Below are 14,256 nucleotides of genomic sequence, written 5' to 3' on the forward strand. Positions count from 1 at the left end.
AAATTCACCATTGGATTTTCAAACTTACCATTCAAGTGTAAAATTCATCACCAGCAAGAAATGATAAGTGAAGATTTAGCACTTGGTGATATTCTCAAGGAACATACTGCTGATAAGAAAGATATAGCAGTGTTCGACAGAGGAATGAAAGACAGAAAGGTAATGGATGAGCTTTCAGATGAGCAGACTCAATATTTTGTCACCCGAATTTACAAAGACTCAAAGTATATTTTAGCAGAAGGGAGTCAAGTAAAGAAATTAGCTGAGCAAGATGAGCATCTGCGCTTAATTAGCAGTCAGAAAGTACATCTTTTCACTAAAAGTCAAAAGAAGACAAAAAATACCTTTCGTTTGATAGAGGGTAGACTGCTAAAGAAGGATGAGAAGAGAGGAGAAATTAAAGAAGAGAAGATACTGTTTTTAAGTAACTTAACCGATGATTTTAGTGATGAGCAAATAGCCGGAATTTATAGGAATCGTTGGAAGATAGAGCAGTATTTTCGTTTTATAAAGCAAGAGCTTAACTTTAAACATTTCTTTTCAAGAAATCTCAATGGCATACAAGTGATGATGTATGTAATATTAATAGCATCAATATTACTATTGACATACATAAAAGAAGAAGGATTGAAAGGCTATAAAATCCCTAAAAGGCGATTTTGTTATGGTTTACAAGATGAAATAATTAAAGAAATTGTAATCCATTGCGGAGGAGATCCTTCAAAAATGTATTCTTATTCAGATAGTTAAAAATGTTCCTTACAACCTTAGTCTGAAACTTTGGCAAAGTTGAAAATAAATCAGTAAAAAAAAAACACTGCTGGCGCGAGCTTGTAGCTCGTGCCAAACAAATTAACACATCGGCAAACCGCCTTTGCGTCACTCGTCACTCGTAATTCGTAATTATTATGCGTAAACTTCACTTAATTCTTTCCCTGATAGCAGGGGTATTCATACTGCTGGGAGCTCTTACAGGGGGCATCTTGGCGGGTGAATCGGTGTATAACCAAACGTTGCCTTACAAAAGTGCAGCGTTTGAAAGCACTACCCTTGCCCAAACCATTGCTGTTTTAAAGGAAAAGAATATAGATGCACTCAAACTCTCTATCGACCGCAATCACTTTGTGCAGGTGGAGACGACTGAGGGCGAAAAACTCTTTATCCATCCGCAATCGGGGGAGGTAATCCAAGGGGATTATAAACCCTCGAAGTTTATACAGTTCGTCAAAACGCTACACCGCTCGCTCTATATGGGCAAAACGGGACGGGTAATAATGGGAGTTACGGCTTTGTGTTTGTGTGTAGTAGCCTTGTCGGGTATATGGCTCATCGCCCGCAAACAGCAACGTTGGGGCAGGTTCTTCCACAAACTTCCGCAAGAAAAATTCTACAATCATTACCACAGTGCGCTGGGGCGCTGGGCGCTCGTGCCCATCTTTATCATTGCCCTCACGGGGGTGTATATGACGCTCGAAACAGTGGGAGTGTTTCCTAAGTTCAAAGCTGAACACAATTACGATGTTAGCACACTACAAGAAACACCCGCAAAACCCGCTAAAGACTTCCCCATTTTTCAAGTGCCTCTCGCCGAAGTGCGCCAAGTGGAATTCCCTGCCTTTGAAGATGTAGAAGAGGTTTATAAAGTAGATTTTATCGATAAAAATATAGTAGTCAATCAATTTACGGGCGAGGTGATTAGCACTTCCACCTCTCCTTACAAAGGCTTGGCATATTTGGTGCGCACCCTGCACATTGGCAAAGGGCATTACCTCTGGGCGACCGTCTTGTTGCTCTCGTGTGCGGCGCTGTTGTTTTTCCTCTACTCTGGCTTTGCAATGACCCTCAGAAAACGAAAGAAAGGCATCAACAATCCGTTTGATAAAAGCGAATGTGAATATATTGTGTTAGTAGGTACCGAAGGGGGCACCACCCGCAAGTTTGCTATCCTTTTCCATAACGAACTCCTCCGTTTGGGCAAACGTTCCTACCTGACCGATATGAATGCCTACACTCGTTTTGCTAAAGCAGAGCAACTCATTGTATTTACTTGCACTTATGGCGATGGCGAGGCGCCTATCAATGCGACTCACTTTGCGCAACTATGGGCGAAATATCCCCCCGCACAACCTTTGGCATATAGCGTACTTGGTTTTGGCTCTGATACTTACCCCGATTTTTGCAAATATGCCAAAGAAGTAGACCAACTATTGTCGGCTACTGCACAAGCTGAATGTGCGCTGCCTTTGCATACCGTAAACGATCAAGACTTTGGTCAGTTTAAAGCGTGGGCAATGGCTTGGGCTATGGTGCAAAAGCTCTCTTTGGCTTTGCCTAATGATTTCAGCGTACAGCCTCAGCGCAAACCGCTCTCTTTCACTGTAACAGAGAAAACCCCCGTAATGGATGACGATATTTTCCTAATAGCGCTACGCCCGTCCCAAAAAAGTAGTTTTACCTCTGGCGACCTCTTGGGCATTACCCCCGAAGATGGACGCGAACGACTCTATTCGGTTGCCAAATACCAAGGAGATGTGTGGTTGAGCGTAAAGCTACATTCTCAAGGGGTGGTGTCTAACCTGCTGAACAATTTGCAAATAGGCGATACGTTGCAAGCTGCTTTAGTAGCCAACAAACACTTCCATTTTCCTAAAAAATCACCTCAAGTGGTGTGTATTGCCAATGGTTCGGGGATGGCGCCTTTTATGGGAATGATAGCCGAAAATACCCAAAAGAAACCTATCACCCTGATATGGGGTTGCCGTCGTGAAGCCTCTTTGGAAATCTACCGCCTTTATATAGAACAGTTTACTCGCGAAGGAAAGATAGCCAACTATTGGCAAGCCCTCTCGCGCGAAGGGGATAAATTCTATGTGCAAGACATCTTGCGAAGAGAAGCGACTTTCTTTGCTGAACTCCTCAAAAACAAAGGAATTATAATGATATGCGGGTCGGTTGCGATGGAGAAAGCGGTGACTGAAGTTTTGGAAGCTATTTGTAGAGAACATTTAGAAAAACCGCTGAGCTACTACCAAAACAGAGGACAAATAAAATCTGACTGTTATTAATTCAAGTAATAATATGATAACCCATTCTTTACATATTACGCTTACAACTTCCATAGAAGAGGTACAGTTGCTTTTTGAGGCACATTCACTTTCGGCTTTGCCCGTGTGTGAAGGCAATACTTTTATAGGGGTACTCTGCAAAGAGGTGGTGGAAGGTCCAGTTAAGGAAGCTTTAGTAGCCGATTATCAGTATGCGTTAGAACGCTTTTTTGTACCGCTAACTGCTACGTGGGATACCGTAATAGAGGCTTTCGCTTCCTATCACACCGATATGCTCCCCGTAATAAATCAGAATCAGCAATTTATAGGTTATTACTACTTGGGAGACTTTATACAACAACTCACCAAAACGCCTTTTATACAAGAAGCGGGTCGGATACTCATCTTAGAGAAAAGTGCTCACAATTATTCTTTTACTGAAATCAGTAGGATAGTGGAAGAAAATGGAGGTAAGGTATTAGGACTTTATCTCTCCAATCGCACGGAAGACAACGTGCATATCACACTCAAACTCGCAAGCGAACGATTTTCGGATATACTACAGGACTTCCGTCGTTATGGCTATGGTATCCTTACCGAAAAAGACGACGATCACTACCGCCAAGAACTCAAAGACATTGCTGATTACTTTGAAAAATACTTAGACTTAGGTAATAGGTAAGAATAATCTTTAACTAAATATATTATGAAACGTTTTTTAATCACTGCTATGCTTTTAAGTATTTCGGTATTTAGCTATAGCCAAATAGCCGTAGGGGTGAAAGTTGCTAATCCGTTTGTAGCAGTTAATGTAATGAAACATCAAATTGCAAATACACCTAAGGGGATTAGAAACGGAGGAGGTATTTTTGGTGAGTTTTATATAGGGGCTTTTAATATAGGAGCTTTTATGCGAATGCCTCTAAAAACACATTGGGCACTACAAACCGAAGTGTTGTTCAAGCGTGAAGGGGTTTGGTTTTTTCATCAAGAGGAAACAATAGAAGAACTTCTCTCTGATCGCGGAGTATATGAATTTTGGTATGCTGAGGTCCCTATCCTGTTACAATGGGAAGGAAAGCGCACCGTAAGAGGGTTTGCTCAATTAGGAGTGGCTCCTAAATTCTTAACTTCAGCAAAGTATTCTGCTGTTTTAGAAAAAGGCGACCATAATGTTACGAGCTCTTTTAATAGGGTTGTTCTCAATTTAAATGTTGGGGGAGGTGTTTTATGGAACAGAAAAGATTGGGTTTTTACTGCTGATGGAAGACTCGCTACTAACCTTACACCACTTACCTCTAAAAAGAACACCCCTGATATTGATTTCAGTAAGGCACAAAGCTATTATTTTGCGTTTTCTTTAGGGGCAGGCTACAAACTCTCTAAAAAGATGAGAACTATTCCCCAAGAAGAGCTCCCAACAATTATCAATGATAGTATTCCTGCTGAGGTGAATACACCACAAGAACAAGAAATTTAATTTTTAACAACATATATTATGAAACGTTTTTTAATCACCATCGTTTTTTTGAGTGTTGCTACACTCGGTTTTTCTCAGACAGCCATAGGAGTAAAACTTAATAATCCTTTGGCAACGGTAAGCGTTATAACTCCTAAAACAGCCAATGAAAGCTATAATATAGAGTACTTTGGGCATTCAGGAGTTTTTAACACAGGCGTATTCTTCCGCCTTCCACTCAAGACCCATTGGGTATTCTTACCCGAAGTGATGTACAAACGCGAAGCTATTCCTTTTCGTCCCGAAGGTTCTGATTTAAAACTATCCGACCGTCATTTTATTCGTTTTGATTGCTTGGAAGTACCTCTTTTACTACAAATAGAAGGTAAAAAGAAATTTAGGGGCTTTGGACAAATAGGAGTAGCTCCTAAACTCTTACTTTTAGCCTCTTATTCCGAGAAACAATACAGTGAAAAATATGATATCACCTCACATTTCAATAGTGTTGTGATGAATTTGCATTTAGGAGGAGGTGTGATGTGGGAATTTCCTAAAATCATCCTTACCGTAGACGGTCGTTTTTCTACCAATCTATCGCCTCTCACCAATCAAGAACATACACCTTACCTAAACTTTAAAGACGCTCAAAGTTATTACTTTGCCATTTCGGTAGGTGTAGGGTTTAAACTCGCTAAAAACAGACCTTTACAACAGCAAGAGCCTCCTGTAATTGCGCCACAGCCTGAGAGTGTAGCACCTGTAGAAACACCTACTCAGGAGACAACAGAGGTGAGAGAAGAATAGAAAAGTTCGAGAGGCTACCCGAAAATATTTTAAACTCTTCGGGTAGCCTCTCAATTGCTAACATAAATATTCTTATTCCCTTATTTCAGTTCTCTGATAAGGTACATATACACTGGGAAGTGGTCAGAATATCCCCAAGTGTAATTACCATTGCTCATACTGCGGAAAGGATATCCCTTATAGCGTCCTTTGGGGTTAGCCAAATACGAGCGATTGAATATCCCCGTTTTCCAATAGCGGTAACTACTCTTGTCTTCTTTTAGCAAATCATAAGTAAAGTAAAACTGGTCAAAAAGATTCCAGCCGTCCTGATAGGCTAACGTTCCCATTCCTTTTTTCAGCATAGCCTCCATAGGGTTAAATAACTCTCCTTGTTTTACATCTTCTTTTTTGTCTTTGGTTTTTAACACATTCTTAAAGCCTGAGTTAATAGGGTCGTCATTAAAGTCACCCATTGCTATCACCTTAGCATTAGGGTCTTTGCTGAGGAGTGAATCTATAATTTTCTTGTTCAAAGCTGCCGCTTTTTCACGACTGGGTCTACTTTTAGCTTCTCCTCCAAAACGCGAAGGCCAGTGGTTTACTATAAAATGAATCATTTCACCGTCCAATTCACCACTTACTAACAGTTGGTCGCGAGTGTAAAGAGGCTTCCCGTCATCTTTGGTGAGGTATAAAGGGTGTGGAAATGAAGCAGTGGGTTTAAACACGCTTTTCTTGTAGATGAGAGCTACATCCACCCCACGAGCGTCGGGTGATTCGTAATGTACAATCCCATAATTATATTTCCTCAAATATTCGGTATTGATAAGGTCTCTCACTACCGCTTCATTTTCTATTTCGGCAAGACCTACTATATCGGGGGCGTGTTTGGTAACATCACTTCCTATTTCCGAAATTACTTTGGCTATCTTGTGTACGTGGTCGTTATACACCTTACTCGTCCAGCGGTCAGCTCCCTCAGGAGTGCGGTCATCATCAAACTTATGAGGGTCATTAATCGTGTCGAAAAGGTTCTCAACGTTGTAAAAAGCAACGGTTCTCACAGCAAACTTCTTTTTCTCTTGTGCGTTTATGTAAGGTGTCATCAAGATGAACGACACCATTAAAAATACTATTCTTTTCATCTATATTAGTTTTAATTTGTTAGTCTTTAGTTATCTCAATATTTTATTGCCTCTCTTAAAATCTTATCCTTCCTGATTTGCTAATTTTCTCATTCCCTAATTTCCTTATTCAATTGCCTGTCGTGCTACGACTAATCGCCTGTCGTGCTACGACTAAAAATCCTATCCAAAAGCCCTTTTTTCTTTTCTTTTCCATCCTGTGTAGCTGTTTGAGTGCTTGGTGTTGGCGCAGGGGTATTTGCAGGATTTACCACATCGTCTACCGATATATCTTCCTCATCTTCCACATTGTGTAGCTTACCTTTGCGCTCATAAATCCGATAATGCACATCTCCTGCTCTTATGGTATCTTTGGCAGTACTGCTCAAAAGACGGTCAAAGAAACCTTCGCGTACAGTAGGCTCACATTCAGTTACCTCCGTACGTATCTCTTCGCTTACCTTAAAAGTAGCTCGCGTTAGGTCTTTATACTTGCTGTTGCGGTTCAGTTGCGATACAAACAAGGCAGCAATAGGCAATGCCGAGTTAGCTCCTTGTCCCAAACGCGTACTTTTAAAACCTATCTGCTGGTCGTTACCCACCCACGTAATCATTACAAGGTTGGGGAGCATTCCCGCGAACCAACCGTCTTTATTGTCTTGAGTCGTACCTGTTTTACCCGCAAGGTCATTGGTAAGTCCGTATTGCCCACGCATACGTGATGCGGTACCTTCGTTCACGGTCGAGCGCATCATCTGTATCATTATTTGCGCAGTGCGTTCACTCAGTGCAGGAGCTAAAACCTTAGGTTTGCGTTCCCATATTACTTCCCCTTTTTTGTTCTCTATTCGGGTGATAAAATAAGGCTCTACAGGCACTCCTTTGTTCGCAAAAGCCGTATAAGCCTTAGCTACTTCTATTACCGATAGTTCAGCCGAACCCAATGCTATCGAAGGCACATTCGGTAGGGGAGAAGTGATGCCTAACTGTCGTGTTTTCTTTATCACATTCTTTAGCCCCGCATAAAAGAGCGTTTGTACTGCTATGGTGTTCAACGATTCTCGTAATCCCTTGCATACTGAGTAATATATGTTAGGGTCATCGTCAGTCTTAGAAGCGTTGCGTGGCGACCAATATTCGTAATCAGCATAGGTCAAAGGCAAGGGCGAAAAGTGCGTGCACACAGGCATTCCCATCTCTAAGGCAGTAGCGTATACTATCGGTTTAAAAACTGAGCCCACTTGGCGACGGCTTTGTAGGATATGGTCGTACTTAAAGTAGCGGAAGTCTGCTCCACCCACATAAGTTTTAATTGCCCCTGTTTGAGGCTCTACACTCACAAATCCCGTGTTTAATATGCGTATAAAACGCGACAAACTGTCCAATGTACTATGCTTTTTGATACTGTCTTCGGTATAGAAAGATAAATCCATTGGCTTCTTCTCACTCAGTTTCGCCCATATCTTCGCTTCCGAGAGTTTTTGCTCTTCAAGTTCTTTATAAGCAGGCAACTTCTTCACTTCTTCCTTAAACCAGTCACTGTCCAAGTTCCAAGGAGCACGTTTGCCATAGGTCTGTTCAAAATCTTGTTGTAACGATGTCAAATGCTTTTCCACTGCTTTCTCAGCATATTCCTGCATTGTCTTGTCAATGGTCGTATAGATGCGCAATCCATCTTTGTAGATATTGTAAGCCGAACCGTCTGGCTTCTTCACGTCTTTCAGCAGTTCAGGTAATAGTAAGCGTATTTGCTCTACAAGATAAGGCGCTACACCATCTTTTTCAGCCGTAGTTGCCGTAGTTTTAAGAGTGTCTCTTGTATGAACTTTAAAGTCGTCTTCGGTCAGCAAGTTGTTTTTCTTCATCTGTGCCAATACCACATTCCGACGCTCTTCACTGCGCTTGGGTGAGGTACGCGGATTATAGCTATTCGTCGCTTTAAGCGTACCGATAAGCGTAGCCGCTTCATTAAGCGTAAGGTCTCTCGCCGATTTGTCAAAGAATCGTTGCGCCGCACTTTCTATCCCGTAAGTATTATCGCTGAAAGGCACAGTATTGAGGTAAAGCGTCAAGATTTCCTCCTTGCTGTATACCTTTTCTATGCGTCTGGCTATAATCATCTCTTTGATTTTGTGTATAGGCATCGAAAGTTTCCCGTAGCGCTGTCCACGCCCATAAATATTTTTAGCCAACTGCATTGTAACAGTACTTCCCCCTCCTGATGAGTCGTCTTGCAAAAGCAGTGATTTAAAGAACACCCTAAACAAACTCTTCGTGTCTACCCCTTTGTGCAAGTAAAAACGCTCGTCTTCGGTAGCGATAAGTGCGTTGATAAGATAAGGAGGAAAGTCCTTGTATTCTATTTTAGTACGGTCGAAGATATAAAATTTTCCTATCAATTGGTTCTCGTAATCGTAAACAAGACTCGCTTCCGATTGGCGCAACTCTTTCAAATCCTCCTCTGAGGGTAACTTGCCAAAAGCCCCAAAGTAAATTAACAAGATGAGCAACAGTATACCTCCTACGCCTATCCCAATCGGTATACCTATGCATTTGAGGTAAAACTGATAAGGTTTAGCCCGCAACCATTGCCAACTGCGGTGGAATATGTTGCCTGTATATACTATCTGTTCCTGTTCCTTTTTCGGAGCGTTTTTTCTATTCTTATATCCTTGGTAAAGTCTAAAAATACCATAAGGAATTATAAGCAAAGCGAAGATAAATACCGCCCAGAGCACTTTTAAGGCATAACGTAGTAATTTATATACCATCGAAGCCAAAGCGATACAGCCTTCTAACAACCGTGATAGCAGGGTAGCAAGCGCAAGACCTCCTTGTGTAAGTAGCTTCTTAAACGATATATTTTTCAGATTCATACTTAGTTTTAATGATGTTTAAAGTACAAAAGTACGATATAATTTTCAATTAACAAAGAATCCCACCGTTTTTCTTACTCCACTTTATAGCAATTTAGGGTCTACTCCCTTAATAAGTTTCTCTCACCGCTTACACCTTTCCTGAGCCTCTCCGAATTTCTTAACCTCTTTTCCATTTGCTAATTTCCAAATTTGCTAATTCTCTAATTTCCCAACCCGCCTATCCTCTTTCCGTCACCTCCTATTGCCTATGCCCTAAGACCACACACCACCCCATTTTCTCATTTCCAAATTTCCTAATTCCCTAATTATCCCTTCTCCTTTCCCTCGCCACATTCCCCTTTTTTCGTCGCTCTCTACTCGTCACTACACCCCCTCTCCTTGGGAGAGGGACGGGGTGAGGATTCTCTTTCTTTCGCCTCGAAACCCTGTTTTTACCATTTTTATACTCGTTGTATCATATTATGAATCAACTCTTTATACACCCTTCCTATACCAATCGTCCAAGATTCGTATAAGCTTCCTATAAGCTCTCTATAAGCTACCCCACCCTCCTTATAGCCTTTTTTCATCAAAAACTCTCCCTCCCCTCTTCCGTTCTTCTCCGTTTCCTTCCGAACCCCTCAACGCTTCCTCATTTGCTAATTTTTCCTCGCCTGCCGTGCTACGGCTGCCTGTGTGGCTCGCACCTTTGCCAAAGTTAATTGTACACTGTCTGTCGTACTACGACCTCGCATTTCTGAGTCTCTCCGAAATTCTCTAATTCCTATTAAAAAGCCGGTTCAATCCTAATATAATTTAACGTCAGTTCGATATATACAATATTGATTTACAATTACCTTTTCATTACTGTTCCGTGAAATTCCTCAGCTTTAGCTGAGCCAATCCGTGGAACAATGATGTTTTACAAAAGAATCATCTGTGCTAAATCCATCTAGCTCGCTCCTATCTGTCGTGCTATAGCTTGTTTGATTTGTTGCAATTTGTTCAATTTCTCTCCCGAAGGCAGATTGAACCATTATTTTCTCTCTGCAACCACGGCATAGTATCTATTCGTAAAATATCGCAATAACGGACGTAAACCTAACTTCTTCACAGGGTGTGTCCATTTCTCTCTATAAATAATACGAAAGCCCGCTTTCTCTACCAGCATATCCAATTGCCAATCTTCAAACTCGTGATAATGACAGTCGCGGGGGTCAGACGTATTGCGGTAGGCTTTGGCAAACCAAAGGCGCAAGGGCACAGTAATGAGTACCCTTTTAGTAGGGAGATTCTGCAAAACTGCCAAAGGGTTTACCAAGTGTTCTAAAATTTCCAAAGCTACCGTAAAATCAGCCTTAAAGGCTTGTAGGGTGTGTGATTCAAAATCCAAATCCTGCCCCGTAGTGTTGAGCACAGTATAGCCTTCTTGTTGCATTACTACCGAAAAAGGATTCTCCACCCCCACATCAAGGATAGTGCTTCCCTGAGGGGCATATTGTTTGAGAATACTCAAAGTTTTTTGATAGCGTTTTTTAGGAAATATCTTGTACATAATTTACATTGACAATTAACAAGGAAATGACACCTTTGATCCATAACCTTTACCAAAGTTTGCGTCGCCTCACCTCTTACCTTTTACCTGATTCTAGTGTGCATCGAGCCAGTTATCCCCTACCCCTAAGTCTGCTACAAGCGGAACAGCAAGAGTAAAAGCGCTCTCCATCGCTTCTTTAATCAGAGGCTTAACGGTATTGAGCTCTGTTTTAGGTACATCGAACACTAACTCATCGTGCACCTGCAAGAGCATACGGGTTTGAAGTTGTTGGCGAATCAACTCGTGCTGTATGCGTATCATCGCAATTTTGATGATATCCGCAGCCGAGCCCTGTATCGGGGCATTCACGGCATTGCGTTCAGCTGCTCCGCGCACTACTTGGTTACGAGAATGAATATCGGGTAGATAACGACGCCTTCCCAATACGGTCTCTACATAGCCGTGTTCTTGAGCAAATTGTATTTGCTTACTGATATAGTTTCGCAGGTTGGGATACGTAGCGTAATAAGTGTCTATCAATTCCTTGCTCTCTGAACGACTCAAATTGGTTTGAGCCGAGAGCCCAAAAGCCGATACACCATAGATAATCCCGAAGTTTACCGTCTTGGCGTGACTGCGCTGTTCGCGAGTTACCTCTTCCAGAGGTACGTGGAAAACTTTGGCAGCTGTGGAACGGTGAATATCCTCATTGCGGAGGAATGAGTCAATCATATTGTGTTCTTCGCTAAGGGCAGCGATGATGCGAAGCTCTATTTGCGAATAGTCGGCAGAGAGAAGCACATAATCAGGATTGCGTGCGATGAACGCCTTGCGCACCTGCTGACCGCGAGGAGTGCGGATAGGAATATTCTGCAAGTTAGGATTATTACTGCTCAATCTACCCGTCGCAGCTACCGTTTGCATATAGGTAGTGTGTACACGACCGGTGAGTTTGTTCACCTCCAAAGGCAAGGCATCTACATAAGTAGATTTCAGCTTCTGCACTTGTCGCCATTCAAGTATATCGGCTACTATCTTATGCTTAGAAGCAAAGGGGGCTAATACTTCTTCGGAAGTGGCATACTGACCTGTTTTCGTCTTCTTAGGTTTGCTGTCAATTTTCAGTTTTTCAAAAAGAATATCACCTAGCTGTTTCGGCGATGCCAAATTGAAGCTCTCCCCTGCCTGCTCGGCTATAGTGGCTTCGAGTTGTGCAATATCGGCATCTAAGGTCTTAGCGTATTCTTTTAAGAAAGGTACATCGAGGTTCACTCCTTCGCGTTCCATAGCAACTAACACTTTTATCAAAGGCGCTTCCAAATCAGTATAGATTTTCTCGGCGTTCACTTTGGGCATTTCCTCCTTAAATACGTTTTTGAGTTGCCACGTAACATCAGCATCTTCCACGGCGTATTCCTTCACTTGGTCGAGTGGAACGGTACGCATAGAGCGTTGTGCCTTACCTTTACCTATCAAACTCTCAATAGCAATAGGGGTATAGTTCAGATAGGTTTCACTCAGGATATCCATATTGTGGCGCATATCCGGATTCAGCAGATAGTGGGCTATCATCGTGTCGAAGAGTGCACCTCGCACCTCAATGTTGTAGTTTTGCAATACTTTAAGGTCGTATTTCAAATTCTGACCTACCTTACCAATACGCTCATTTTCAAAGAACGGACGGAAGGTTTCAAGTAGTTTTGTTGCTTCTGCCTTATCAGTAGGGAAAGGTACGTAATAACCTTTGTGAGCCGACCAGCAGAAGGAAATCCCTACCAATTCGGCTTCCAGGGCGTTTACACTGGTCGTTTCGGTATCAAAACACACTTCGGTTTGTTGCAATAAATTCTGCAAGAGCAGTTGTTGCGCCATTGGGGTATCAGCTAATTGGTAGAAGTGAGGTGTATTAGTGCTGTTCTTCTTGTCGCTCATTACCTGCGGTTGTGCAAATAGGTCGCCCTGTGTAAAGAGACTTAACTGCCCCTCTGTGGGCTTATTACCTGTAAGTGGCGGGGGTGTTGTTGGCATCTCGGGCTGATACGTTCTGAGAAAGTTCTGCAATAACTGACGAAATTCTAACTCTTCAAATATCCTCCCTACCGCTTCAAAATCGGGTTCGGACATCGCAAAGTCTTCTTCATCAAACCTTACAGGCACGTCCAGCATAATGGTAGCCAACTGTTTAGAGAGAATTCCTTTTTCCTTGTTGCTCTCTATATTCTCGCGCAGTTTGCCTTTCAGCTGGTCAGTATGGGCGAGAAGGTTTTCCATAGAGCCAAAGTCGGCAAGTAGCTTTTTAGCGGTCTTCTCGCCTACTCCTGGGAGCCCAGGTATATTGTCTACCGCATCACCCATCATTCCGAGGAAGTCTATTACCTGCAAAGGATTTTGTACCTCAAATTTCTCTTGTACTTCTTTTACGCCCCAAATCTCCACATCGTTACCTCCGCGCGAAGGTCGGTATATAAAAATATTATCACTCACAAGTTGTGCATAGTCCTTATCGGGCGTTACCATATACACTTGGTAGTTCTGCTTTTCAGCTTGTTTAGAGAGTGTCCCGATGATATCGTCAGCCTCATAACCCTCTTTTTCGATGATAGGAATATGCAAGGCTTTCAAGATTTCGTGAATATACGGAATTGCTAACCGAATGGCTTCGGGCGTTTCCTCCCGATTGGCTTTATAGTCGGCAAAGAGTTCTGTGCGCTCCACACTTCCTCCCTTGTCGAAAGCCACAGCAAGGTGGTCGGGCTTTTCTTTTTTAATTACTTCTAAAAGAGAGTTCATAAAGCCCAAAATAGCCGACGTGTTCAACCCTTTGGAGTTGATACGCGGGTTCTTGATAAAAGCGTAATAACCCCTAAAAATAAGGGCATAAGCATCGAGTAGGAAAAGCCGTTTTTTCATTCATTAAATAATTTATCCTCCATTAAGCCAAAAACATCAAGCATACTCCCTCTTAAATTCGCTAATTCCCTTTTCGAAGGGTGTTTTTAGTTCATTTTATCTTCACTCAATATAGGTAAAAAGGGGGTTACTCTTTTGGCTGAAAGAGATACATATTTTTGCGCAAAGGTAGTAAAATAATTGTAATTTCCCATTTTATTTGTACTTTTGTCCCGAATATAAATTAACCTTTAATAATTAATCATTCACCATTATGAAAGTATCTGTTGAACTTACTTTTAGCCCGTTGCAAGACGATTACGAGCGTCCTATCATTCACTTTATCAAGAAACTGCGCGCCTCTGGGCTCATCGTACAAGAAAACCCTCTCAGTACCCAAGTCTATGGCGAGTATACCCAAGTGATGAATGTTCTCACCACCGAGATAGAAGAAGCCCTCGACTTAGTAGAACGCGGACTGATGTACGTGAAAATCGTAAAGTCCGACCGCCACGAGTATAAACCTTTCTTCTAAGTAAAGCCTGCGAGCAAGCGTAGC

General features: G+C 42.1%; 10 protein-coding genes. 6 read left to right on the forward strand and 4 right to left on the reverse strand.

The genetic code is table 11. The features are described 5' to 3' along the window. The 5 genes from ACSQ7D_RS09505 to ACSQ7D_RS09525 all read left to right on the forward strand — a co-directional run. Positions 1-750: transposase (locus ACSQ7D_RS09505; RefSeq protein ID WP_437135808.1), on the forward strand; the 750-nt coding region annotated here is incomplete at its 5' end. A 158-nt stretch (positions 751-908) separates the two neighbouring features. Further along, a complete protein-coding gene (locus tag ACSQ7D_RS09510; protein WP_437136077.1) occupies positions 909-3,065 on the forward strand; it encodes a PepSY domain-containing protein in 2,157 nt (718 codons plus the stop codon). A gap of 13 nt (positions 3,066-3,078) precedes the next feature. Next, positions 3,079-3,726, forward strand: coding sequence for a CBS domain-containing protein (locus tag ACSQ7D_RS09515; protein WP_308766170.1), 648 nt, complete (start codon positions 3,079-3,081; stop codon positions 3,724-3,726). A 24-nt stretch (positions 3,727-3,750) separates the two neighbouring features. After that, positions 3,751-4,524 (forward strand): porin family protein, encoded by a 774-nt coding sequence (locus ACSQ7D_RS09520; RefSeq protein ID WP_437136078.1) that lies wholly within the window; start codon positions 3,751-3,753, stop codon positions 4,522-4,524. Between the two features lie 18 nt (positions 4,525-4,542). Continuing rightward, positions 4,543-5,307: a porin family protein gene (locus tag ACSQ7D_RS09525; protein ID WP_437136079.1), complete on the forward strand. Its 765-nt coding sequence runs from the start codon at positions 4,543-4,545 to the stop codon at positions 5,305-5,307. An 80-nt stretch (positions 5,308-5,387) separates the two neighbouring features. Here ACSQ7D_RS09525 and ACSQ7D_RS09530 read toward each other — a convergent pair whose 3' ends face one another. The 4 genes from ACSQ7D_RS09530 to polA form a co-directional block, all read right to left on the reverse strand. Then, positions 5,388-6,434 carry an endonuclease/exonuclease/phosphatase family protein gene (locus ACSQ7D_RS09530; RefSeq protein ID WP_009422254.1) on the reverse strand — a complete coding sequence of 349 codons (1,047 nt, stop codon included), beginning with the start codon at positions 6,432-6,434 and terminating at the stop codon, positions 5,388-5,390. Between the two features lie 131 nt (positions 6,435-6,565). Further along, positions 6,566-9,289 (reverse strand): penicillin-binding protein 1A, encoded by a 2,724-nt coding sequence (locus ACSQ7D_RS09535; protein ID WP_437136080.1) that lies wholly within the window; start codon positions 9,287-9,289, stop codon positions 6,566-6,568. 1,018 nt (positions 9,290-10,307) lie between these two features. Beyond that, positions 10,308-10,826 carry a class I SAM-dependent methyltransferase gene (locus tag ACSQ7D_RS09540; RefSeq protein ID WP_437136081.1) on the reverse strand — a complete coding sequence of 173 codons (519 nt, stop codon included), beginning with the start codon at positions 10,824-10,826 and terminating at the stop codon, positions 10,308-10,310. A 93-nt stretch (positions 10,827-10,919) separates the two neighbouring features. Beyond that, a complete protein-coding gene (gene polA, locus ACSQ7D_RS09545; RefSeq protein WP_437136082.1) occupies positions 10,920-13,718 on the reverse strand; it encodes a DNA polymerase I in 2,799 nt (932 codons plus the stop codon). A gap of 253 nt (positions 13,719-13,971) precedes the next feature. Between polA and ACSQ7D_RS09550 the strand changes: the two genes are divergently transcribed. Continuing rightward, positions 13,972-14,232, forward strand: coding sequence for a thiamine-binding protein (locus ACSQ7D_RS09550; protein WP_002674885.1), 261 nt, complete (start codon positions 13,972-13,974; stop codon positions 14,230-14,232). Positions 14,233-14,256 lie beyond the last annotated feature (24 nt).

This window comes from Capnocytophaga sp. G1920, assembly GCF_051417515.1.